Annotated in this window: 20 protein-coding genes; 8 read left to right on the forward strand and 12 right to left on the reverse strand. The window is 61.7% G+C overall.

What is annotated here, in order from left to right; genetic code table 11:
• Nucleotides 1-306: 306 nt before the first annotated feature.
• A complete protein-coding gene (locus AC07E3_RS04510; protein WP_478360429.1) occupies nt 307-4,056 on the forward strand; it encodes a vitamin B12-dependent ribonucleotide reductase in 3,750 nt (1,249 codons plus the stop codon).
• 10 nt (nt 4,057-4,066) lie between these two features.
• Nucleotides 4,067-4,894, forward strand: coding sequence for a hypothetical protein (locus AC07E3_RS04515; RefSeq protein ID WP_336068262.1), 828 nt, complete (start codon nt 4,067-4,069; stop codon nt 4,892-4,894).
• An 89-nt stretch (nt 4,895-4,983) separates the two neighbouring features.
• On the opposite strand, the gene AC07E3_RS04520 is transcribed toward AC07E3_RS04515, so the two are convergent.
• From AC07E3_RS04520 to AC07E3_RS04530, 3 genes are all read right to left on the reverse strand, one after another.
• On the reverse strand, nt 4,984-5,271 hold the full coding sequence (locus AC07E3_RS04520) for a YciI family protein (protein ID WP_478360430.1): 288 nt from the start codon (nt 5,269-5,271) through the stop codon (nt 4,984-4,986).
• Between the two features lie 13 nt (nt 5,272-5,284).
• The gene (locus AC07E3_RS04525; RefSeq protein ID WP_478360431.1) at nt 5,285-5,863 is read right to left on the reverse strand and encodes a TetR/AcrR family transcriptional regulator; all 579 of its coding nucleotides are present in this window, start codon (nt 5,861-5,863) and stop codon (nt 5,285-5,287) included.
• Between the two features lie 158 nt (nt 5,864-6,021).
• A complete protein-coding gene (locus AC07E3_RS04530) occupies nt 6,022-6,750 on the reverse strand; it encodes a class I SAM-dependent methyltransferase (RefSeq protein ID WP_478360432.1) in 729 nt (242 codons plus the stop codon).
• A 306-nt stretch (nt 6,751-7,056) separates the two neighbouring features.
• On the opposite strand from AC07E3_RS04530, the gene AC07E3_RS04535 reads away from it, so the two are divergent.
• The gene (locus tag AC07E3_RS04535) at nt 7,057-7,635 is read left to right on the forward strand and encodes a putative glycolipid-binding domain-containing protein (RefSeq protein ID WP_478360433.1); all 579 of its coding nucleotides are present in this window, start codon (nt 7,057-7,059) and stop codon (nt 7,633-7,635) included.
• Nucleotides 7,636-7,744: 109 nt separating this feature from the next.
• Entirely contained in the window at nt 7,745-8,341 is a 597-nt protein-coding gene (locus tag AC07E3_RS04540) for a thermonuclease family protein (RefSeq protein ID WP_478360434.1), read from the forward strand.
• Nucleotides 8,342-8,361: 20 nt separating this feature from the next.
• Here the strand turns inward: AC07E3_RS04540 and AC07E3_RS04545 are convergent, their stop codons facing one another.
• The 5 genes from AC07E3_RS04545 to AC07E3_RS04565 form a co-directional block, all read right to left on the reverse strand.
• Nucleotides 8,362-9,528, reverse strand: a complete 1,167-nt coding sequence (locus AC07E3_RS04545) for a fumarylacetoacetate hydrolase family protein (RefSeq protein ID WP_478360435.1) — start codon at nt 9,526-9,528, stop codon at nt 8,362-8,364.
• Between the two features lie 62 nt (nt 9,529-9,590).
• A complete protein-coding gene (locus tag AC07E3_RS04550; protein ID WP_478360436.1) occupies nt 9,591-10,184 on the reverse strand; it encodes a thioredoxin domain-containing protein in 594 nt (197 codons plus the stop codon).
• Nucleotides 10,181-11,548, reverse strand: a complete 1,368-nt coding sequence (locus AC07E3_RS04555; protein WP_336068246.1) for an ATP-binding protein — start codon at nt 11,546-11,548, stop codon at nt 10,181-10,183. Before AC07E3_RS04555 ends, AC07E3_RS04550 begins: the two co-directional genes overlap by 4 nt.
• Nucleotides 11,545-12,210 (reverse strand): response regulator, encoded by a 666-nt coding sequence (locus AC07E3_RS04560; RefSeq protein WP_478360437.1) that lies wholly within the window; start codon nt 12,208-12,210, stop codon nt 11,545-11,547. Before AC07E3_RS04560 ends, AC07E3_RS04555 begins: the two co-directional genes overlap by 4 nt.
• A 39-nt stretch (nt 12,211-12,249) precedes the next feature.
• A complete protein-coding gene (locus AC07E3_RS04565) occupies nt 12,250-13,005 on the reverse strand; it encodes a L,D-transpeptidase (RefSeq protein WP_478360533.1) in 756 nt (251 codons plus the stop codon).
• Nucleotides 13,006-13,184: 179 nt separating this feature from the next.
• On the opposite strand from AC07E3_RS04565, the gene dsbD reads away from it, so the two are divergent.
• From dsbD to AC07E3_RS04580, 3 genes are read left to right on the forward strand one after another with little or no spacing between them, the layout of a single operon-like run.
• The gene (gene dsbD, locus AC07E3_RS04570; protein WP_478360438.1) at nt 13,185-14,981 is read left to right on the forward strand and encodes a protein-disulfide reductase DsbD; all 1,797 of its coding nucleotides are present in this window, start codon (nt 13,185-13,187) and stop codon (nt 14,979-14,981) included.
• 2 nt (nt 14,982-14,983) lie between these two features.
• Nucleotides 14,984-15,811: a prolipoprotein diacylglyceryl transferase family protein gene (locus AC07E3_RS04575; protein WP_478360439.1), complete on the forward strand. Its 828-nt coding sequence runs from the start codon at nt 14,984-14,986 to the stop codon at nt 15,809-15,811.
• Nucleotides 15,808-16,404, forward strand: a complete 597-nt coding sequence (locus tag AC07E3_RS04580) for a DsbA family protein (protein ID WP_336068232.1) — start codon at nt 15,808-15,810, stop codon at nt 16,402-16,404. Before AC07E3_RS04575 ends, AC07E3_RS04580 begins: the two co-directional genes overlap by 4 nt.
• A 117-nt stretch (nt 16,405-16,521) precedes the next feature.
• Here the strand turns inward: AC07E3_RS04580 and AC07E3_RS04585 are convergent, their stop codons facing one another.
• Together AC07E3_RS04585 and AC07E3_RS04590 are read right to left on the reverse strand one after the other, a co-directional pair.
• Nucleotides 16,522-17,520, reverse strand: a complete 999-nt coding sequence (locus AC07E3_RS04585; protein ID WP_374730081.1) for a glycoside hydrolase family 25 protein — start codon at nt 17,518-17,520, stop codon at nt 16,522-16,524.
• A 648-nt stretch (nt 17,521-18,168) separates the two neighbouring features.
• Complete coding sequence (locus AC07E3_RS04590; RefSeq protein WP_025031244.1) at nt 18,169-18,633, reverse strand: aminoacyl-tRNA deacylase; 465 nt, start codon at nt 18,631-18,633, stop codon at nt 18,169-18,171.
• A gap of 478 nt (nt 18,634-19,111) precedes the next feature.
• Between AC07E3_RS04590 and AC07E3_RS04595 the strand changes: the two genes are divergently transcribed.
• Complete coding sequence (locus tag AC07E3_RS04595; RefSeq protein ID WP_478360440.1) at nt 19,112-19,825, forward strand: L,D-transpeptidase; 714 nt, start codon at nt 19,112-19,114, stop codon at nt 19,823-19,825.
• 68 nt (nt 19,826-19,893) lie between these two features.
• Here AC07E3_RS04595 and AC07E3_RS04600 read toward each other — a convergent pair whose 3' ends face one another.
• Together AC07E3_RS04600 and AC07E3_RS04605 are read right to left on the reverse strand one after the other, a co-directional pair.
• The gene (locus AC07E3_RS04600) at nt 19,894-20,820 is read right to left on the reverse strand and encodes an alpha/beta fold hydrolase (protein WP_336068227.1); all 927 of its coding nucleotides are present in this window, start codon (nt 20,818-20,820) and stop codon (nt 19,894-19,896) included.
• Between the two features lie 153 nt (nt 20,821-20,973).
• A complete protein-coding gene (locus AC07E3_RS04605) occupies nt 20,974-22,023 on the reverse strand; it encodes an aldo/keto reductase (RefSeq protein ID WP_478360441.1) in 1,050 nt (349 codons plus the stop codon).
• Nucleotides 22,024-22,177 lie beyond the last annotated feature (154 nt).

A 22,177-nucleotide genomic window follows, 5' to 3' on the forward strand; every position in this document is an offset into this window, starting at 1 on the left:
ATCTGGCATAAAGAAGCTGTTAACACTATATTTAGTGTCTTCAGATATTCTACGCACCAGATAATGTGAATGTTATGTGACGTTAGCGTTGCATCGGCGTCAGGTTGGGGGCGGTTTCGCAGACTGCGAGGCATCGCTTCAAAAGGGTCGTCTTCCCGGCCCGCCACGAGGCACCAACCTTCGGTAAAGGAGAGTCGTTCGTCCCGGCGAACGGCAGTCGGCGGACACAGCGTCTGCGCGGTGAAAATGTGATGAGGCATTGACCGTTGCAGACACTATATTTGGATTAGGGGCGAAGAGGATAAAATGCGCATCGAACGCCGGTTCACAAAGCAAGGCCAGAGCCCATACGCGGAGATTTCCTTCCGCAAGGCCACGAGCGAAATCAAGAACCCGGATGGCTCCATTGTCTTCCGGCTGGAGAACATCGACGTTCCGGCGCAGTTCTCCCAGGTCGCCAGTGACATTCTGGCCCAGAAATATTTCCGCAAGGCGGGTGTGCCCGCCCGCCTGAAGAAGGTCGAGGAGAACGACGTCCCCTCCTTCCTGTGGCGTTCGGTGGCTGACGAGGAAGCCCTGAAGGACCTACCCGAGGATGAGCGCTATGGCTCCGAGACCAGCGCTGCGCAGGTCTTCAACCGTCTCGCCGGCACCTGGACCTACTGGGGCTGGAAGGGCGGCTATTTCAATGGCGAGGAAGACGCGCAGGCGTTCATGGACGAGCTGTGCTACATGCTCGCCACCCAGCGCGTTGCCCCCAATTCGCCGCAGTGGTTCAACACCGGCCTGCACTGGGCCTATGGCATCGATGGCCCCGGCCAGGGCCACTATTATGTCGACCCCTTCACCGGCAAACTGGTGAAATCCAAATCGGCATACGAGCACCCGCAGCCCCATGCGTGCTTCATCCAGTCGGTCGGCGACGATCTCGTCAATGAAGGCGGGATCATGGACCTGTGGGTCCGCGAGGCACGCCTCTTCAAATACGGTTCGGGCACCGGTTCCAACTTCTCGCATCTGCGCGGCGAAGGCGAAAAGCTCTCCGGCGGCGGCAAGTCGTCGGGCCTCATGTCCTTCCTCAAGATCGGCGACCGTGCAGCCGGCGCCATCAAGTCGGGCGGCACCACACGCCGGGCGGCCAAGATGGTCGTGGTCGATGCCGACCATCCCGATATCGAGGCTTATATCGACTGGAAGGTGAAGGAAGAGCAGAAGGTTGCCGCCCTCGTCACCGGTTCCAAGATCGCCAAGAAGCATCTCGACGCCATCATGAAGGCCTGCATCAATTGCGAGGGCGCCAATGACGACTGCTTCGATCCGTCCAAGAACCCGGCGCTGAAGCGTGAGATCAAGGCCGCCAAGCGCAATGCCGTGCCGGAAAACTACATCCAGCGCGTCATCCAGTTCGCGCGGCAGGGCTATACCGATCTCGGTTTCAAGACCTATGACACGGATTGGGATTCGGAAGCCTATCTCACCGTCTCCGGCCAGAATTCAAACAATTCCGTCTCTTTGAAGGATGACTTCCTGCGCGCTGTCGAAGCCGATGGCGACTGGAACCTGATCAACCGCATCGACGGCAAGGTCGCCAAGACCGTGAAAGCCCGCGACCTGTGGGAGAAGATCGGTTATGCCGCATGGGCCTCTGCCGATCCGGGCCTGCACTACAACACCACCATGAACGACTGGCACACCTCGCCGGCGGCGGGCCCGATCCGCGCCTCGAACCCGTGCTCGGAATACATGTTCCTGGACGACACGGCCTGCAATCTCGCCTCGATGAACCTCCTCCAGTACCGCAACAGGGACGGTTCCATCGACATCGCGGCCTATGAGCACACGGTGCGCCTGTGGACCATGGTGCTCGAAATCTCCGTCATGATGGCCCAGTTCCCCTCCAGGGAGATTGCCAAACTCTCCTATGAATATCGCACGCTGGGTCTTGGCTATGCCAATATTGGCGGCCTCTTGATGACCTCCGGCATACCCTATGATTCCCCTGAAGGCCGCGCCATCTGCGGCGCACTGACGGCGATCATGACAGGTGTTTCCTACGCCACCTCGGCCGAAATGGCCGGCGAGCTCGGCGCGTTCCCCGATTATGAGCGCAATGCCGAAAACATGCTGCGCGTCATCCGCAACCATCGCCGCGCCGCCCATGGCCAGAGCGAGGGTTATGAGAAGCTGGCCGTGAACCCGGTGCCGCTCGTGGCCGAGGATTGCCCCCATGCCGACCTGATCGAGCATGCACGCGCTGCCTGGGACCGCGCGCTGGAGCTCGGCGAAAAGCATGGCTACCGCAATGCGCAGGCCACCGTCATCGCGCCCACCGGCACGATCGGCCTTGTCATGGACTGCGACACGACCGGCATCGAGCCCGACTTCGCGCTGGTGAAGTTCAAGAAGCTGGCCGGTGGCGGCTACTTCAAGATCATCAACCGCGCCGTGCCGGAAGCCCTGCGCACGCTCGGCTATTCCGAAGCCCAGATAGCCGAGATCGAGGCTTATGCCGTCGGTCATGGCAATTTCGACCAGGCGCCGTCCATCAACCCGACCAGCCTCAGGGGGAAGGGTTTCGACGACGAGAAGATCGCCGCCGTCAACGCCGCGCTCAAATCGGCTTTCGACATCAAGTTCGCCTTCAACAAGTGGACGCTTGGTGAAGATTTCTGCCGGGAGAAGCTCGGTTTCACCGACGAACAGCTCGACGATTTCTCCTTCGACATGCTGGCCGCCCTCGGCTTCAACAAGAAGGAGATCGAGGCAGCCAACATCCACATCTGCGGTGCCATGACGCTGGAAGGCGCACCGCATCTGAAGGAAGAGCACCTGCCCGTCTTCGACTGCGCCAATCCGTGCGGCAAGATCGGCAAGCGCTATCTCTCAGTCGAGAGCCACATCCGCATGATGGCCGCCGCCCAGCCCTTCATCTCGGGCGCCATCTCCAAGACCATCAACATGCCCAACGAGGCCACGGTCGAGGACTGCAAGGAGGCCTATCTCCTTTCCTGGAAGCTGGCGCTCAAGGCCAACGCGCTCTACCGCGACGGCTCAAAACTCTCGCAGCCACTCAATGCCTCGCTCATCGCCGACGATGAAGAGGATGCCGACGATCTGGTCGAGGAACTGGTCGCGGCACCGACCGCGGCCCAGGCCGCGACAATCTCGGAGAAGATCATCGAGCGCGTGGTAGAGAAAGTGGTGCGCGAGCGCGAAAAGCTGCCCAACCGCCGCAAGGGCTACACCCAGAAGGCGGTGATCGGCGGGCACAAGGTCTACCTGCGCACCGGCGAATTCGACGATGGCCGCCTCGGCGAGATATTCATCGACATGCACAAGGAAGGCGCTGCCTTCCGCGCCATGATGAACAATTTCGCCATCGCCATCTCGCTCGGTCTGCAGTATGGCGTGCCGCTCGACGAATATGTGGAGGCCTTCACCTTCACCAAATTCGAGCCGGCCGGCATGGTCATGGGCAATGACGCGATCAAGAACGCCACGTCGATCCTCGACTATGTGTTCCGCGAGCTGGCCGTTTCCTATCTCGACCGGTCCGACCTTGCCCATGTGGACACATCCGACTTCACCAACACCGCGCTTGGCCGCGGCATCAATGAAGGCAAGGCCCTTCCCTATTCCAAGGGCCTGACCCGCGGCGCGCCGCTCAAGGTCGTCTCCGGCAAGTCCGGTGGCGAACCCAAGGGGTCATCCGGCAGCACAGTGCGTGCTGTCTCATCCGGTGCAACGGTGCACGCGCTGAAACCGGCGGTCGCCGAACTGCACGAGGAAGCCACCGCCTTCCGTCGTGACTATGAGGAGCGTGCGAAGGAACTGGCCGAAGAGGTTGCACAGGACAACGACATCAACGATGTCTTCACCGAAGCCGCCGCCACGGAAGCCGCCGACGCCAAGAAGGTCGAAACCCACCGCCGCCAGCAGGCGATCATGCAGGGTTACACGGGCAATATGTGCTCGGAGTGCCAGAACTTCACCATGGTGCGCAACGGCACCTGCGAAAAATGCGACACCTGCGGCGCAACGAGCGGGTGTAGCTGAGAGCGCCGTTTTGGGTGAAAAAAAACGGCGCCTCGACGTCTTCAGGAAGGCCCATCCATATTGTTGTTTCTGTGGGGGAAACTCCCCCACAGAAAGCATTGATCATATCCCTGCTAAGATACTGTTTACCAACAGCCAGTTGCCAGGGGACAAAAAATTTGAGTTCCCTTCCTGCTACCAGTGCAACCATGCTTCCAAGCAGTATGATCAAATCGCGGCCCTATTAACCCTCAGTACGATCGACGCAAACGCGACTTCCTCAGCTCACTTTCAGAAGGTCGCCTCTGGCGTAAAGAACAATGCCCGAAAAGCTATTTCCGATGTGGTTCAAGGTGCTACAGGCCAACGTCATCGCAGCAAACAGTTGAGTGAAGCATTCGGAATCCCAGTACAGGCGTCTAAGCTTGATGGCGCAGCTCTTCTTTCCCTAAAGGTCTTGGGTGCAAAAATAGGAATGGCTCATTACTATGAGGACAACGGCATACCATTGGCGATTGAGGGCGGGCTCTGGACAATGACTCTTACCCCAGCGGCGTTGCTTGAAGGAGGAATACCAGAGTTTCTAAGATTCGGCGAGCCTTTTGAGGATTTAACTTCAAAATGCAGAGAAAAAGAACAAATAAAATTCCGATCGATACGAAATAAAGAAGAAGGATTGTACTTATATCAGATTCTTATTCGGGATCATATGCTTATCACCAGCATAGTCGACAAGGATATGACTAGGCACTCTGAAAGTCAGCCGTATGTAATCCGCCCGGGCTTCCTGAAAAGCCTGCAGAATCCTGCTCCACTTTTTTCGACGTCACTCTCAATCCAACTAAAATCCAACGACTGAAGGTTCACCAACACGCTTCCAAGGTTGCTAAAGAGCGTCGTGGTCGTTCCGGTAGAAAATCGTACCGCGCTTGCGTTTATCCACTTCCGCTAAGCCGCCTTCGTAAACTCCAGCGCTGGCACCGTGCGCTTCGGGTCGATCTCATAAGTCTCCGCTCTCACCACGCCATGCTCGACGAAGGGATCGGCGGCAATGCGCGCATCATGGGCCTCGCGGCTCTCGCCATGGGCAATCACCGCGCCGCCGCCCCCCTGCAAGGAGCCGACGCTCAGAAAAACCCCGTCGGAAAAACCCGCGGCAATCCATTCATTGTGCGCCGCCATAAAATCCCTGGCAGCACTCCGGTTCTCGGCAAACTTCAACAGCGTCACAAACATGCGAAGAAACTCCTCAATTCGACAATGATGCAATCCGGCCGTCGAGCCAGCCAGTGATGTCCGCCACTTCCCGGCGAATGAATTCTTCATCCTTGAAAGCCGTGGCGAGCGATGCCACGCCCTGCGACCAGGCCAGCACATGCAGCGCCCATTCCCGCGCCGCCTCATCTGCGCCCAGAACCCTGAACTGCTTTTCAAGCCAATGGGCAAACAGGCTAAAAATCTCCGCCGCCCGCTCCTGATGCACGTGATCGAGCTTGGCAAGTTCGGCGCACAGTGTGCCGACCGGGCAGCCATGGGCCATGATCGGAGCACGGTTGGCGATCAGAAGTTCGATGAAGGCGACAATCCGCTCGCGCGGTTTCGGAGCCTGCGCTTCCCACCCGTCCAGCATCGCCCGGGTGCGCTGAAGCCGCCGGTCGATGACGGCGTCCAGAATCTCGTCCTTGGTCTTGAAATAATAGTAGAAATTGCCTCGGGAGATGCCGACTTTCACGGCAATGTCCGCAAACGACGTCGCCTCAAACCCACCCCGATAAAACAGGTCATCAGCGATTTCGATGATGTTGTGGCGGGTGGAAGCAGAAGCCATGAAAATCTCATTGCGAATGGTTTTGCATGATTAGGACAATTGTCCAAATAATGCAAGTCGCCGCCAGTGCCAGTTCCAGAAGCGAGAAACCTGTCTGATTGAGCTGTGGCACTGTGGCCTTGCAGAGGGGCGCCCGCCCCCCTGCGCACACCACTCCCTTACCGCTGCGCCGAAACCAGAAGCATCATCGGCCGCTCCAGTTCCTCGGCCAGTTCCGGCATCTGCGCAATCTGCGCCTCAGTCGGTGCGAATTCCCTGATTTCGCGCAACACAAATCCCGCACCGATCAGCGCGTTCAGCGTCGTCGCCATGGTGCGGTGATATTTGAGCACTCCCTTGGCGAACCAGTCGGTGCGCCGCTCCCCTTCCAGCGCATAGCAGTTGACCGGCCAGGTCTTGTGTCCGTCTTCTTCCGGCAGCCAGCGCGGTCGCATGGCAGCCATGAAAACCGGATGTTCGATGGTGAACACGAAATGCGCCCCCGGTGTCAGCGCTCCATGGATCGTCCGTACCAGCCGGTCGAAATCATGGATATAGTGAAAGGTCAGCGCGCTGAACGCGAAGTCGAACGCCCCTCCGGGCAGGTCAAGCGTCTCCAGGTCGGCGATCCGGTAGTCGATGGCCGCATCGTCGGTGTCGGTACGCGCCCGCGCGATCATGTTCTGCGAAACGTCGAGCCCGAGAACGCTCCGCGCGCCCGCCTCGCGCAGATAGCGTGAGGCCCAGCCAAACCCGCATCCCAGATCAACAACACGCCGATCCGTCACATCCGGCAGCATGGCAGCGATGGCCGGCCATTCCGGCGCGCCTGCCAGTCCGTGCACCTGCCGTGGAAGCTGGCTATAGCCTTTGAAAAAATCGGAATTGTCATAGATGTTCTGCGCCATTGATTGTCTCCATTTCTCAAAAATGGACGGGGCACAGATTTACGCACAAAACCCCGTCCGCGTCGCGGCGAGGCTGCAGGAGTGTGATCCGCGTCTTTCTCTCAGCGTGGTTCAGGCTCCGGCATCTCGCCCTGGAAGATGCCGGCCGGCCGGGAAACGATGTGCGTGTCCTGCTCGATCATGGCCATTCATATCCTTTGCCGGTCCAGCACTGTCAAGAGATGCAACCCGCGCGGCCGCCCGTTCTTGCTATCCGGTGCGAAACCGATAGTCTCACCGCGCAGTGCAGGCTCCCGGAGGCATCCGATGCGGAACTCGGTCGAACAATCCATGCAGCTTTTCTGGCGTCGCACGGATATGGACGGGCTGGAGCGGCTCACCCTTTCCATCGGTCAGCAGGGCGTCGAGGCCCGCTCCACGGTACTGTGTCTGGAAGCTGGCGGCTGCCGCATAGACTACAGCTGGACGCTCGACGCCGCTTGGCACACGCAGAGCCTCACAGTTGAACGCTGGAACGGCGAGGATCATGGCCAGTTGCATCTCGAGCGCGCCGGAACCGGCTGGCGGGTAAACGGAGCGCCCCGCCCCGATCTTGACGGGGCCGCCGAGCCGGACCTTTCCGTCACCCCGTTCTGCAACACTCCGCCCATCCGCCGGACGCCGGCCACACCCGGCGAACACCTCACGCTCGACACCGCCTTCATCGACGGGCCGGCGCTCACCGTCGCGCGCTCACGTCAGCGCTACCTGCGTCAGGGCCCCAATGCCCTGCGTTATATCGATCTGGGGCTGTCGAGCGGCTTCGAAGCAGACCTCAGCGTAGACGATGAGGGTCTCGTCATCACCTATGAGCATCTCTTCCAGCGCATCGCCCCGCCCGGCTGAACTGCGCCAGCGAGAGCAATACGTGTCAGAGCGCAATTGTTAAAATTCGCTCCCGCAACAAAACCCCATCTTCAGATGCGTTTGATGAACTGCCGCCAGGGAGCGGACGATGGCACGCATCTACAACTTTTCCTCAAGGTCAGGCGGAAGCAACAGTCCGTGGCGCACGGGCTCAGAGCGCACCGGCAGGCGCAGAGGCTGGCCAGTGCGCCCGTTTCAGGTTTTGAAAGAAGGGTTTGGACTGATCACACTCGCCCTCGTCACCGGGTGGGCGGCGGCACATTATTCGGTCATTCCTACCGACAGAATCTCGAACCTCTTCACGGGCTCTCGTTCCGAAAGTCACCCCTTCGTTGTCCGCTATTTCCCTGTCTGTGCAGGCGGGAAACGCCTCAACTGTATCGTTGATGGAGATACGCTCTACATCGATGGCGAGAAGATCAGAGTGACCGGCTTCAACACGCCAGAGCTCTTTTCGCCCCAATGCGCCCAGGAAGCCCAGCTCGCCCGCCGCGCCCAGCGCCGCTTTCAGCAGATGGTCAATGCCGGCCCGTTTGAGGTCCGGCGCACGAGCCCGCGCGACCGCGATGTCTATGGCCGCAAACTCAGAAGCCTCTACCGCAATGGAAAACCTCTCGGCGATCAGCTCATCGCCGAGGGTCTCGCCCATCGCTGGCGCGGCTTCAAGGAATCCTGGTGCTCGTAATTATTCAGGCACACCTCTCCTCACCCAAGAAGTCCCCGCCCTGCCAGATTGCGCATCAGCGCCGCCGCTCCAAAAACCCAGGGCGGGCAATCGGTGGAAAGCCGCACCGTGTTTGTCAGCGCGCCAAGCCCCGGGCTCGAAATCGTCACCTGATCGCCCACCCTGTGCGTGAACCCCTCACCGGGCACGTCACGGTCCTGCGTCGGCGCGAACAGCGTGCCCAGGAAAAGCATGAATCCGTCGGGATATTGATGGTGTCGCCCGCAGGTCTGCGCCACCAGATCGAGCGGATCGCGGCTGATTTCCGCCATCGAGCTCTTGCCTTCAAGCACGAAGCCATCTTCGCCCGTCACAAGAAGGTCGAGTTCCGCGCCCCGCACATCCTCCATGCCATACCCATCGTCAAACAGCCGGATGAACGGCCCGATGGCGCAGGAAGCGTTGTTGTCCTTGGCCTTGCCGAGAAGCAGCGCCGAGCGCCCCTCCACATCGCGCAGATTGACGTCATTGCCGAGCGTCGCCCCCTTCACCCGGCCGCAACTGTCCACCGCCAGCACGATTTCCGGCTCCGGGTTGTTCCAGTTTGAAACCGGGTGAAGCCCGATTTCCGCTCCGTAGCCGACCGAAGACATGGGCTGTGCCTTGGTAAACACCTCCGCGTCCGGCCCGATACCCACTTCGAGATATTGCGACCACACGCCTTCCGAAATCAGCGCCCGTTTCACTGCTTCGGCCTTCTCGGATCCCGCCTTCAGGTCACGCAGGCTGTCGCCGATGATCGCCTGGCACCGCTCGCGGATCGCCGCCGCCTTCGATGGGTCGCCCGCCGCACGTTCCTCGATCACCCGCTCGATCATCGAGCGCGCAAACGTCACGCCGCAGGCCTTCACCGCCTGCAGATCGTTGGGCGCAAGCAGATGTGGGCGCGCGCTGCCCGTGGTGTCGGCAGGGCGCTCTGCGGCGATCGCCTCGAGCGTGCCGAGCCTCTCTCCGCCTGCCGCCCGTTCGCGCGCATAGCCCGCCGGATCGTCCATCTCCAGAAGATCGCGCATGGTCGGCGCCGCGTGTGACGTGATGTCGATCAGCGCTCCGTCCCGGAGCGCACAAAGCGTGGGTCCCGCCACATCCGGCTTCCAGACCCGACCGACAAACACACCTTTTTCCGGAAAACCCGCCGCTTGCACCATCTCGCCCCTCCCGGCTCTCATGAAACCGTGCCTGAATAGCAGAGATGCGTGCGCACCGCGCCCTAATTTTCGGATCGCGCCAGTGCCACCGCCGCCTCGATCTCATCGGCGGCGAGGAGCCGCCGGTAAAGCCGCTTCCCGATCAGGAAAGCAGGCGTTCCGGCAAGCTTCAGCGCCTTCGCATGCGTTTCGTTGCGGGCAATCAGGGCGTCGATCCCTGCAATATGCACATCAAGCATGTCGCGCACATCGCCGGCATCAGCACCAGCGCTGCTGAGCGCGTCGTCCACTCCGCCATGTGTCAGCCCGCCCTCTATGGCCATCACCGCATTGTGCGCCGCTTCATAAGCGCCAAGGGCAGCCGAAGCATGCACCATGCGCGAGGCATACCAGGCCAGATCGCCATTGATCGGCCAGTCCTTCATTATCAGTCGCAGATTGCCGTCAGAGCGCACAATCTCCTTCAGCGCAGGATGGATCGCCTTGCAGGAAGGGCAGAGATAATCGAAGAACTCGGCAATTGTCACATCGCCGGCGGGATTGCCCAGCACTTGTAGGGCCGGGTCGCGCACGATCTCATCAAGTCCGGTCGCCGCTCCCGCCACACCGGGCACAAAAGCCGTCGCTCCAGCCAGAAATCCACGCCGGGAGATCACGCACCCGCCTCCGCCGCGCGCACGGTCAGAACGGCGCGCAATCCGCCACCGCTCCGGTTTTCAAGCACGAGCGCGCCACCGATGCGTGCCATTGCTGCCTGCGCGATGGCAAGGCCCAGTCCACTGCCGGTCGCCGAGCGGTTTCGCCCACGCACAAATTTCTCCACCACCGTGCAAATCTCGGCTTCCGGAATGCCCGGCCCCTCATCCTCAACCACGAGGCGCACGTCGCGGCCGGCTTCCTCCACCCGACACACAACCATGGAATTTTCCGGCGAATGGTTGAGTGCGTTCTCGATCAGGTTGCGCAGCGCGAGCGAGAGGAAATGCGGTTCGGCAAGGATCATGGCATCCTCCCCGTCTCCGCCTTCGACTGCGAGACGCGCCCCGCCTGAAGGCAGGGGCAGTTCCGCCGCACTCCGGTCTAAAAGCGCCTGCGCACTCACCGCCTGAAGGTTCGGCGCAGCATCGTTCGCCTCCAGTGCGGTGAGATCCAGCAACTGCTTCACGAGCCGGCTGGTGCGGTCAACGCCGGCTGTGATCTGCCGCAGCGCATGGGCATGCAGGGCGGGATCGTCACTCGCAAGCGCAATCTGCGCCTGCGTCTTCACGCCGGCCAGCGGCGTTTTCAGTTCATGGGCGGCAAAGGCGGTAAAACTGCGTTCGCGGTCACGCGCATCTTCCACCCGCTTGAACAGCCCGTTCAGTGCACTCACCGCCGGCGCAATCTCCTTGGGCAGATTACCGGCCTGCAGCGGGCGCAGATCGTTTGCCGCACGCTTCGACAGCGTGTCTGCCATATCACTCAGCGGTGAGAGGCCACGTCGTACCGAAACAAGAATAACGCCCGCCAGAAACGGCAGGATCAGAAGCGCGGGCACCACCAGCCCCGTGATCACGTCACTGACGAGGCTTTCGCGGATTTTCAGGCTGTCACCCACCATCACGCGCACGCCAAGCCGCTCGTTTTCCACGGTAAAGACGCGCCAGCGCTCACCCTCCACATCCGTTTCGGAAAACCCGTCCACCACTTCGCTCAACTGCGTTGCCGGCGCATTCTCCGACCGTCCGACAAGGCTGCCCTCCAGCGTCCAGATCTGGCACGAGAGCTGCCGTTCATAGGGGCGATGGCTATGCTCGAATTCGCCCACCACATGGCTCGCCGTCCCTTCTTCCAGCCCCACCTCTATGCGGTGGTCGGAAAGAAGCGAATTGACCATCCGCGCCGCCTCCATCAGCCGCGCGTCGAGCACCCGCTCCACCTCGGCCTGCGTACTGAGATAGATCCAGCCGACCGCGAGCAGCCACACCAGCCCCGTCGATCCCATGAGGATCAGGATCAGCCGAGCGCGGATAGACCTCATGCGTCCGTCTCCCGGAGACGGTAGCCCACCCCGCGCACGGTGCGGATGAAGTCGGAGCCGAGTTTGGTGCGCAGCTTGTGGATGTGCACCTCCACGGCATTGCTCTCCACCTCTTCCTGCCAGCCATAGATGGTTTCTTCGAGCGCCGGTTTGGAAAGGATGCTTTCCGGCCGCTCCATCAGCGCCGCCAGAAGCGCGAATTCGCGCCGCGTCAGGATCACCGGATCACCATCGCGCGTCACCGACTGGTTTGCCGGATCAAGCGTAACCCCGCCCCAGGCAAGCGTGGCGCTGGAGCGCCCCTTGCCCCGGCGCACCGCCGCGCGCACACGCGCCGACAATTCGTCGAGATCGAAGGGCTTTCCCACATAGTCGTCTGCACCGGCGTCGAGCCCGGCAATCCGGTCGGGAACCTGATCGCGCGCCGTCAGAAGAACCACCGGCGTGGCATCTCCCCGCCGGCGCATATCCGAAAGCACATCGAGGCCGGAGCCATCCGGCAGCATCAGATCGAGCACCACCCCGTCATAGGCCTGCGCGCTGAGCGCGGCGAAGGCGTCCTCGCAGGTGGCCACGGCATCGACCGCAAAGCCGGCAAGTCCCAGCCCCACGGTCAGTCCGTCCAGAAGCAGCGGATCGTCTTCAACCACCAAAAGTCGCATCGCACGCGTCTCATTCACATTGGCAAGGGGCAAAGCCTGTCAGGATACCAGAAGATGCTGCATCTTCGGGTCGGGTATGACGACAATAGGGCTACCGTCCCTTACATTGTCATGCAGGTGAATCACATCCTGGTTGATCAGGCGGATACAACCGGACGAAACAGCCTTGCCGATGCTCCACGGCTCTGGCGTGCCATGAATGCGATAAAGCGTGTCCCTGCCGTTGAGATGAATATAAAGCGCGCGTGCGCCAAGAGGGTTGCGCAGCCCCGGAGGCATGCCGCCATTGGCGATGCTGTAGGGCTTCAACTCCGGTCGCCGCGCCACCATCTCGTCCGGCGGGGTCCAGCGTGGCCATTCACGACGATAGGCCATGATCGCGCGTCCCGCCCAGGAGAAGCCGTCGCGCCCGACACCAATGCCATAGCGCATCGCGCGGTTCGGTCCCGTCACGTGGTAGAGATATCTGTTTGGCGTATCCACGATCAGCGTGCCCTTGCGCTCGCTGGTCGGATAATCCACCTCCTTGCGCCACCAGCGCTCTTCCAGATGGCTGACATCCACTTCGGGAATGGGAAAACGCTCATTCGGCATGGCGTAATACATGGGCGGAACGACGCGCCTGGGCTTCGGCGGCTCAACCACCACCACCCTGGGAGCCTCGGGCTTCGGCGTCGCAACGCAGCCCGAAACCGCCAGCGCGCTCAACCCGGCCAGAAAGCCACGCCGTCCCAATCGCGCTGAACCTGCAGAGTGTCCAGCGTCCGTGAGTCCCTCGTTCGGCAGTTCGGACATACGCATCCGGACGCCCATGCCCGCGCGAAATTGCGCCATTCTGAAAACTCCTTGCTGTTTTGCCAGCCGCCCAAACAACACCCACCTTAAGGCTGCCTTAAGTTGAGGCGTTCAATCCGCCCTCCGAGACCCGCCATGAGGGCACGCTCCCGGTGGCCCACACGATTTGAAGTGACAGAATGAAGACGATCCTGATCGCGCTTGTGGCTTTCCTGTCCGTCAGCCTTGCACCCGCCCCCGCCTCGGCTCAGACCACCAGACCGCTGCCGGTCGAAGAGGCCTTCACCCTTGAGGTGACGCGCACGCAAGACGGCACGCTTGCCCTCAACTGGCAGATCGCCAAAGGCTATTATCTCTATCGCGATCACATCGGCGCATCGCAGGACGGCGCGGAACTGCCGCTCGAAACCAGCCCCGGCATCCGCAAGGACGACCCCACATTCGGCCTTTCCGAAGTCTATTACGATGCGGCGAGCGCACATCTTGCCGAACAGGTCTTCGGCACATTCGACGTCACCTTTCAGGGCTGTCAGGATGGCGGCATCTGCTACGCACCGGAAAACCGGCAGGTAAACGCCCTTTCGCTCACCGTCACCACGCCCGCGGCCCCACAGGCCACAGCGCCCGTGGAATGGGTCACAGAAGAAGCACCCGCCGCCAGCGAAGACACCGGCTTCGCGCTTGCCGAAGATGACGGTCTCATCCAGTCGCTGCTCGGCCGAGGCGGCGTTCTGCTCGTTCTCGTCAGCTTCCCGCTTTTCGGCCTGCTTCTCGCCTTCACCCCTTGCGTCTTTCCCATGTATCCCATCATGGCCGGCGCGCTGGCGCGCGAGGGCGACAGGCTCACCGCCTGGCGTGGCTTCGAGCTCTCCTCGATCTATGTGATCGCGCTCGCCTCGGCCTTCGCGCTTCTGGGCGCTGCCGCCGGTTGGTCCGGGCAGAACCTGCAGCTCGTTCTGCAATCGCCTCTCACGATCGGCATTCTGTCCGCGCTCTTCGCCGTTCTGGCGCTTTCCATGTTCGGCCTGTTCGAACTGCAACTGCCCACCGCATGGACAAGCTGGGTGGCAAACCGCACAGGCGGGCTCGGTGGCTCACGCCGCTCGGCGGCCATTCTCGGCTTCTCATCCGCCCTCATTGTCGGCCCCTGCGTCACAGTTCCGCTCGCCGGGGCACTCCTCTACATCGCCCAGACCGCCGATGTGGCGCTGGGCGCAGCAGCCCTTTTCGGCCTTGGCATCGGCAAGGGCATCCCGCTCATCATCATGGGCACGCTTGGCGGTAAGGCCCTGCCGCGCGCCGGCGCATGGATGGAAAGCGTCAAGCGCGTGTTCGGCTTCGGCTTCCTGGCCACCGCCATCTGGACGGCGACGCCTCTCTTGCCCGCCGGCCTCGATCTCGCACTCTGGTCAGCCCTTCTCATCGCCATCGCAAGCTTCGCCTTCAGCGCAAAGATCGCCGAAACAACGCCGCTTGCCGCCATCCGTTCGGTTGGCGCGCTGTCGCTCATCTACGGCATCATCCTGATGCTGGGCGCGGCGTCCGGTGGCACCGATCCGCTCAAGCCGCTGGCCCAGATCGCCCAGCGCAGCGAGGCATCCGCCCCGGCCCGCGAACTCGCCTTCGGGCAGACCGGCTCGATCCCCGAGCTCAAGGCGCAGCTCGCCAGCGCCGGCGATGCGCCCACCCTCGTCTATTTCACCGCCGACTGGTGCGTCACCTGCCGCGTCATCGAGCGCTCGGTCCTGCCGGATGCCGGCGTGATCGACAGTCTCCACGGTTTCCAGCTCATCAAGGCCGACCTGTCGGACTTCAATGACGAGAACGCAGCTCTGATGAAAGCCCTTGAAGTGGCAGGCCCGCCCACCATGCTCTTCTTCGACAGCGCAGGCCGCGAGGTCGCCGGCACCCGCCTCGTCGGCTCCGTGACGGTGGAAAACCTGACCGGCTCGGCCAAAACCGCAGGGGCGCTCTGATCATGAACGCCGTTTCTCTCGGGCCGCTCGTCCTTGCGGCAGACCGCTTCGCCGTCGTGCTCGCCATCTTCGTTTTCCTCATCGTCACCGGCATCATGGCCCGCAAGGTGGACGAACGCTTCAACGCCTGGTCCTGGTGGGCGTTTCTCGGCGGCATCATCGGCGCGCGCCTCGGTCATGTGCTCATCAACATGGAAAGTTTTGTGGCCGACCCGCTGCGCATCTTCGCGGTGTGGCAGGGCGGCTTTTACTGGCCAACGGGCGCGGCCGCCGTCATCGTCAGCCTGCTCGTCATGCTACCCACCGGCCGCCAGCGCCTCTGGGCGGTCCTGCCGCTCGCCCTCTCCCTCATCGTCTGGAACACGACATGGCAGCTCACCGGCGGCACCGACCCCCTCGCCGTCCCGGATCAGGCCTTTGAAACGCTCGAAGGCAATGGCTACCGTCTCGAAGAGCGCAAGGGCACGCCGCAGGTGGTCAATCTGTGGGCCACATGGTGCCCGCCCTGCCGACGCGAAATGCCCATGATGGCCGACATCGCCGCCTCCACGGAAGACGTCACCTTCGTCTTCGCCAATCAGGGCGAAGGCCGCACGGCCATCCAGCGTTATCTCGCCGCCTCCGGCCTCTCGCTCGACACGATACTTGTCGACCAGTTCAGCGACCTCTCGCGCTTCTACAGCGCGCCCGGACTGCCCGCCACGCTGTTCATCGACGCCGACGGCGTCCTGCAACACGCGCATCTGGGCGAAATCTCACGCGAGGTGCTCGTCGAGAAGATCGAGAACCTCAGAACCAGCATCAGCCCATCAGGAGACACAAGGCCATGATGAACCGCCGTACCCTGCTCGTCGCCGGCGCAGCGACGCTCGTCACCGCCGCCGGTCCGGCCCGCGCCCAGCTTTACCCAACCGTCGAAGAGGTTCTGTTCGACACGGAAATCCCGGTCATCGGCAATCCGGATGGCGACGTCACCATCGCCGAGTTCTTCGACTACCAGTGCCCCTATTGCAAACGCGGCCACCCGGACCTGCTCGACGTGGTGCGTGAAGACGGCAATGTGCGGCTGGTGATGAAGGACTGGCCCATTTTCGGCGGCCCGTCCGTCCATGCGGCAAGCCTCGTCCTCGCCGCCGGCCCGGACTATGAAGCCGTCCACAACGCGCTGATGGCCACACCCGGACGATTGACGAAGGACGAGGTCAACGAGACCCTTTCCGCCGCCGGCCATGATCCTGAAAAACTCCTGTCGAACTTCAAGAAGGACCGCCAACGCATTGAAGGGATTCTCTCCCGCAATATGGAGCAGGCCAATGCTTTCGGCTTCAACGGAACGCCGGCATTCCTCTTCAACACCAAGATCCAGTATGGCGCGATGCGCCGCAACGACATTGTCGCCGCCATTGCCGAGGCCCGTGGCTAAAGCAATTCCAGCAAAAGTGGGAACCGGTTTTGCGTCCGGAATTGCGCAATACAAAAGCTCAGCAAATGAACGGGGGGCGTGAAGCCCCCCAAAAATGCAATCATCTTTTTTCGGCGGTCAGCCCGCCACCTTGCCGACCCAGCGCCACCAGGCGCTTTCATTGCCGTGGAAGACGTTCAGGTCGATCTTTCCGTTCACTCCCTGACTCAGGCCAGATCCTGAGTATTGCCAGAACACCCAGTCACGGCCCGGATAGACCTTCGAGGGATGCTCGGCCACGGCGCGCAGCCAGAACGGATGGTTCGGGAAGGCGCCCTTCAGATTGTCCTCGTAGAAATCCGGCGCGGTGTAGATGATTGGCCGCTGGCCATAATGGCGCTCCAGCCGGTCGAGAAAGACCTGCATCTTCTCCAGAACTTCCGCACGCGACGGTTTCCACTTGCAGCTCGACTGGTGGTTCCACTCCACATCCAGAACCGGCGGCAGTGCGCCCTTCACTTTCGGCACATTGCGGATGAACCACTCGGCCTGGTCGGATGCCCTCCGGCACCAGAAGAAGAAGTGATAGGCACCGCGGCGAATGCCGGCATCCGCCGCCCCCTTCCAGTTCGTCTTGAACATCGGATCGATGTGATCGACGCCGTCCGTCGCCTTGATATAGGCGAAATTCGCACCACGCTCACGCAGCTTCACCCAGTCGATGTCGCCCTGCCAGCGCGAAACGTCAACGCCGTGCACCGCGTGATGCTTGGGCGTCACCTTGCCGAAATTGATGGGATGCGCATCGCCGAACCGGCTGCGGTAGACCGTGCCTTGTGCTGCGGTTTTCGGGCGCAGTGTCGGTTTCGGCGGTGTGATCATCGCCACCTGTTCAAGCGCCGGCGCGGAAACGCGATCGGGTTCGGCAATGGCCGTCATCCCTGCATCGCTCATATGGTCAGTCTCTACTTCTGCAGTCGCCGCTCCTGGCACGCTGGCATCCGGCCTCACGATGGAACTGGTAACTTCGCGCGAAGGCGGATCGATTCTGAGTGCAGTATCGATGCTCGCACCGCCCGTACAGCCGGCCAGAGCGAGTGTGAGAACAACAGGTCGAAGGAACGCAGGAATACGCATATACGATCTGCAAGGGTTCGAGGAATTTGGAAACCCGGCGCCCATTTCACCGGGGAATGCCCAGCAATACCGTAAACTTACCAATAAAGTTTGAATCAACCTGTTAACCACGCTGCGGGGATAATCCTTCGGTCATCCGTCACCGCACGTCCCGCAGTTCCGGTGCAATGCATTATTTTGCGGACATTTTTTCCCCGCTCTTCAAACCTGCCCTATCCTTCTCCTGCCCATCTCGTGGGAACGCAGGTCGCGACGGTGATCTCGCGGGGATGGGACGGTGCCCGGCCGGCGGCATAACGTGTGCTTCCGGTGCCCGTGGCGGCTGGTTCGGCAAAGGGCCGTGCGCATGCACGGTCTGGTGCAACGGCTCACCTTTTGGGGTGAAGCCGGCGCGCCCGGTTCCGGGGCGATCCCCGCCGGAGGTTGTCAAGAGCCGGGCGGGCGGCTGAAGGGTCGCACAAACAATACCCAGTGAGCGTCGCTTCAGCCGCCCGTCTTCCTGTCAAAGCCCGGATTCACGCGCGGGAACGATCACATGCGTCTGCTACAGCGCCGCGCGTCTTATAAGACGCGCAAAGGACGCTGTAACACTTTCAAATGATGCATGTTCGTTGTCTTTCAAATGAATTCATTTGAAAGCGACATGCATTAGCGGCTGATCTGCGCCCTTGGCATGCCATACATCAACTGCTCGAAGCCCTTTGCGGAGACATGCACCAGCGTGCGGTGATCGCCGCCCTCGAAATAGACGTCTTCGTCAGTATCGAGTTCATCGTCGATCATGCAGGCGATGCGGTAGGGCGCTCCGAACACAGGCACCGCCCCCTCCTCGCAATCGGGAAACAGCGCCGCTGTCTCCTCCTCGCTCGCCAGAACGACCTTGTCGCCGACGATCGCTCCCACTTTGCCAAGGTCCACCTGCCGCGAGGCGGGCACGACTGCCAGGAGATAGCTGTCGTCCCATTTGAGCACCACACCCTTGGCCATTTCGCGGCCCGGAATGTGGCTCACACGCGCCGTCATGGCGGAACTGCCCGTGCGATTATGCTTCGCCACATCGTAGCGCACGTGGCTGTCTTCGAGAAATTCATGCATCGTCATCGCGATACCCATGGTCCTGTTCCTTCCCTGCCTCTCGGCCGGTGGCTGATACGACAGGATATCGCGGCCCAGCCCGATCCGACCGTCGACCTGGCGGCCAACCGGTGCAAGGGGCGCGGGACTGGGAATGCGGGCAAGGGCGGCGTTCCGCCGCTTGCGGGAGCCAGCGCCGCGCCAGGGTCGCGCCCGGCGGCTGCCTGCTGGTCATTCAGATCCTTAGGATACACCCGCCCCGCTCCCGCGAAAAGCCTTTCCGGCATGCAGGTGAAGGCGGCTTTCCCCTGCGTCACTGTGGGAAAAATACCGCACTGCGCGGCACGAATGCGAATGACCGGCAAAATTCGCGCGACATTCGGGCACAGCGTCCGTTCTTTGCCACATTTTGTCGAGAACCGCATGGCAAGCGCCGCTCAACGCTTCCGCGCGCCCGCGCCGAAGAGGCGACCCGCATCATATGAAGACCGGAATTCCACACGTAAGGAGAGTTTCCTTGTTCCACACCACTGTTGCACGCGCAGCCCCTCGCGCCGCGCGGCTCGCCCTGCTGTTGCTTCTGCCCGCGTTGGCTGCCGCCTGCACCACCACGGGCAGCAGCCCCATCCCCTCGGCGGACGTCCCCGGTCCGATGCTGTCCTACTATCAGGACATGTACAGCGAAATCGAGGACGACGGCATCGTCATTCCGGCGGTCGATGTCACCAAGATGGATCGCCAGTACCTGCGCCAGATGGTCGACTACCCGACCAGCGAACCGGTCGGCACCATCGTTGTCGATCCGGAAAACCGCTTCCTCTACCTCGTCATGGAGAACGGCAAGGCCATGCGCTATGGCATTGGTGTCGCCAAGGCGGGGCTGGAATATCAGGGCGACGGCGTGATCGGCCGCAAGGCCGAGTGGCCAAACTGGGCTCCGACCCTGGCCATGATCAACCGCGAGCCCGAGCGCTATCGCCCGCTCGCAGCCGGCATGCAGGGCGGCCTCACCAATCCGCTCGGTTCGCGCGCACTCTACCTCTACAAGGATGGCAGGGACACGCTCTACCGCATCCATGGCACAACCGAGCCGTGGTCCATCGGCAGATCGGTTTCCTCTGGCTGTATCCGCCTGCTCAACCACGACATCATGGACCTTTACAAGCGCGTTCCGCGTGGCGCCCGCATGGTGGTGCTGGGCGGCGGCCAGCCACAGCCCGGCACGGTCTGAGCCAGCGCCGTCAAAAACGCCCTTGCCGCACGCTCGCGCGGCAAGGGCCCGTTGATGGATACCGCAGCCTACTTGCGGGTCAGATCATCCGCCGTCCACGGTGCATTGACCTGACTGTCGTTGAGAAACGGCAACACCGTCTCGGCCAGTCTCGGCGACACGCCGATGTCGTAATGCGTGAGGTTCGGCAGGATCGCCAGGCGGTTCTGAGACATGTTCTCGCGCTGCCACCCCGCATCCTTCAGCCCGCCTCCGAGCAGTTTGTAAAACTCCACAATGTGCTCGGGCCGGTACATGTCGGAATCGCCAAACACCAGCATCACCGGCATTTCGAGCGTCTTCACATCTTCGGCGAAGTTATACGGCTTGCGCATAAAAGCGCCCATCCGGTCGAGCAGTTCGGGAAACCGCGAGGGATCGGGCGCCACCGCCGCATAGGACTGATACATGGGCGTGTCCTTCATCATCTCGGCCATGCCCGCTCCGACCTGCGCCTGCATCGGCAGCATTTCAGGATAGAACCCGTCCTGGGCAAAGCCCGCCGAAACCAGCGCCATCCGCCGCACCTTTTCGGGATGCTGTATGGCGAGACGCAGAACCACCCCGCCCCCCATCGAATAGCCCATGGCATCCACCTGGTCGTAGCCCAGTTGGTCAAGGATCGCCGCCACGTCATCCCCCATCGCTTCAAGGCTGATCGGTCGGTCGCCGAGTTCGGTGCGCCCGTGCCCCTGCATGTCGATGGCGATGACTTCGCGCTCGGCCGCAAGCATTGTGAGCACCGGCCCGAACATCTCGATCAGGCCAAGCCCGCCATGCATCAGAAGAAGCGGTTCGCCCTTCCCGTGTATCTGGTAGTGATATTTTATGCCGCCGGCTTCCAATTCACCGCTCTTCACCGGTTTGGAAGCCCCGGTTTCAGCACGCGCAGGCACGGTGGCGGATACCGCCAGGATCAGAGCCGCACAAGCGGCAGCAAAGGCATTTTTGAACATTGCGATCTCCCATCAAATCGGCCGTCGCTGCGACGCACCGTCATTGCGATGCTCCCAGGACGTACAATGTCACGCCGATCCGACAGGGGAATGAATTTTTCCAGGACGCCTTGTGGGGCGATGCCAGAAGACAGGCACCGCCCGGGACAGTCCTCAGGGGCTCGGATTGCCGATCCGCTGGTGCAGATCGTCGACCGCCCTTTGCATCTCGTCTGTCCAGCACACATCGAGCGCACCGAGTGCCTCTTCGAGCTGCGCCATCGTGGTCGCGCCAATGATGTTGGAGGTCATGAATGGCCGCGAATTGACAAACGCATGCGCGAAAGCGGCCGGCGTCAGCCCGAAATCCCGCGCCATGGTGTTATAGGCCTTCGCAGCCTCCGGCCCGCCGGGCTTCTCGTAACGCTGAAGACGGTCGAACAGCACCTTCCGCGAGCCCTCGGGCAACGCCCCATCATCATATTTCCCCGTCAGATACCCCTGCGCCAGCGGCGAATAGGCAAGCAGGCCCACCTCCTCGCGCTGGCAGGTTTCGGCCAGGTTCACCTCATAGGTCCGGTTCATGAGATTGTAGGCATTTTGCAGCGAGACCACCCGCGGCCCCACGCCTCTGTCGGCCTCCGCGATGTAACGCATCACGCCCCAGGAGCTCTCGTTGGAAAGACCGAAATGGCGGATCTTCCCGGCCTTCACCAGATCGTCAAACACGGCGAGCGTTTCAGCGATCGGCGTTTCGTCGGCAAGCGGCTCCGACAGCGTCGTCACACGCGTCGGGTTGGAACCGAACGGGTTTTCGCGGTCCGGCCAATGGATCTGGTAGAGGTCGATATAGTCCGTCTGCAGCCGCGAGAGCGACTTGTCGATCGCGTCCATGATGTCGGCACGCACGAGCTTCGAAGGCCTGCCGCCCCGAAACCACTCATTGGCAGTGCGGCCAATCACCTTGGAAGCGACCATCACCTGGTCGCGATTGCCACGCGCTTTCATCCAGGTTCCGACGCAACGCTCCGTTCGTCCCTGCGTCTCGGCCTTGGGCGGGATTGGATAAAGCTCGGCCATGTCGAGAAAGTTGACGCCGCGCTCAACCGCGCGGTCCATCTGCTGGTGGCCTTCCGCCTCGGTGTTCTGTTCGCCAAAAGTCATCGTGCCGAGGCAAATCTGCGAGACAAAGAGATCGCTGCGTCCAAGACGGCGCTTTTCCATCAAAACTCTCCGGGTGCTGAAAACAGGCGCGAACGCGCCATCGATCACATCATAGGCCGCCTGCCACGACACGCAAGCGACCATCGGGCAGAAGTCTCACCCACCACGCAATCACGCCACAAAGTGATGTCAAAAGCACAACCAGAGTCCGCAT

The sequence above is a fragment of the Nitratireductor lacus genome (assembly GCF_056431025.1).

Excerpts from the sequence above, each read along its gene's own strand:
- AC07E3_RS04510 (WP_478360429.1), top strand. The coding sequence starts at position 307 with ATGCGCATCGAACGCCGGTTCACAAAGCAAGGCCAGAGCCCATACGCG.
- AC07E3_RS04520 (WP_478360430.1), bottom strand. The coding sequence starts at position 5,271 with ATGTTTGTGACGCTGTTGAAGTTTGCCGAGAACCGGAGTGCTGCCAGG.
- AC07E3_RS04525 (WP_478360431.1), bottom strand. The coding sequence starts at position 5,863 with ATGGCTTCTGCTTCCACCCGCCACAACATCATCGAAATCGCTGATGAC.
- AC07E3_RS04530 (WP_478360432.1), bottom strand. The coding sequence starts at position 6,750 with ATGGCGCAGAACATCTATGACAATTCCGATTTTTTCAAAGGCTATAGC.
- AC07E3_RS04535 (WP_478360433.1), top strand. The coding sequence starts at position 7,057 with ATGCGGAACTCGGTCGAACAATCCATGCAGCTTTTCTGGCGTCGCACG.
- AC07E3_RS04540 (WP_478360434.1), top strand. The coding sequence starts at position 7,745 with ATGGCACGCATCTACAACTTTTCCTCAAGGTCAGGCGGAAGCAACAGT.
- AC07E3_RS04545 (WP_478360435.1), bottom strand. The coding sequence starts at position 9,528 with ATGGTGCAAGCGGCGGGTTTTCCGGAAAAAGGTGTGTTTGTCGGTCGG.
- AC07E3_RS04555 (WP_336068246.1), bottom strand. The coding sequence starts at position 11,548 with ATGAGGTCTATCCGCGCTCGGCTGATCCTGATCCTCATGGGATCGACG.
- AC07E3_RS04560 (WP_478360437.1), bottom strand. The coding sequence starts at position 12,210 with ATGCGACTTTTGGTGGTTGAAGACGATCCGCTGCTTCTGGACGGACTG.
- AC07E3_RS04565 (WP_478360533.1), bottom strand. The coding sequence starts at position 13,005 with ATGTCCGAACTGCCGAACGAGGGACTCACGGACGCTGGACACTCTGCA.
- dsbD (WP_478360438.1), top strand. The coding sequence starts at position 13,185 with ATGAAGACGATCCTGATCGCGCTTGTGGCTTTCCTGTCCGTCAGCCTT.
- AC07E3_RS04575 (WP_478360439.1), top strand. The coding sequence starts at position 14,984 with ATGAACGCCGTTTCTCTCGGGCCGCTCGTCCTTGCGGCAGACCGCTTC.
- AC07E3_RS04580 (WP_336068232.1), top strand. The coding sequence starts at position 15,808 with ATGATGAACCGCCGTACCCTGCTCGTCGCCGGCGCAGCGACGCTCGTC.
- AC07E3_RS04585 (WP_374730081.1), bottom strand. The coding sequence starts at position 17,520 with ATGCGTATTCCTGCGTTCCTTCGACCTGTTGTTCTCACACTCGCTCTG.
- AC07E3_RS04590 (WP_025031244.1), bottom strand. The coding sequence starts at position 18,633 with ATGGGTATCGCGATGACGATGCATGAATTTCTCGAAGACAGCCACGTG.
- AC07E3_RS04600 (WP_336068227.1), bottom strand. The coding sequence starts at position 20,820 with ATGTTCAAAAATGCCTTTGCTGCCGCTTGTGCGGCTCTGATCCTGGCG.
- AC07E3_RS04605 (WP_478360441.1), bottom strand. The coding sequence starts at position 22,023 with ATGGAAAAGCGCCGTCTTGGACGCAGCGATCTCTTTGTCTCGCAGATT.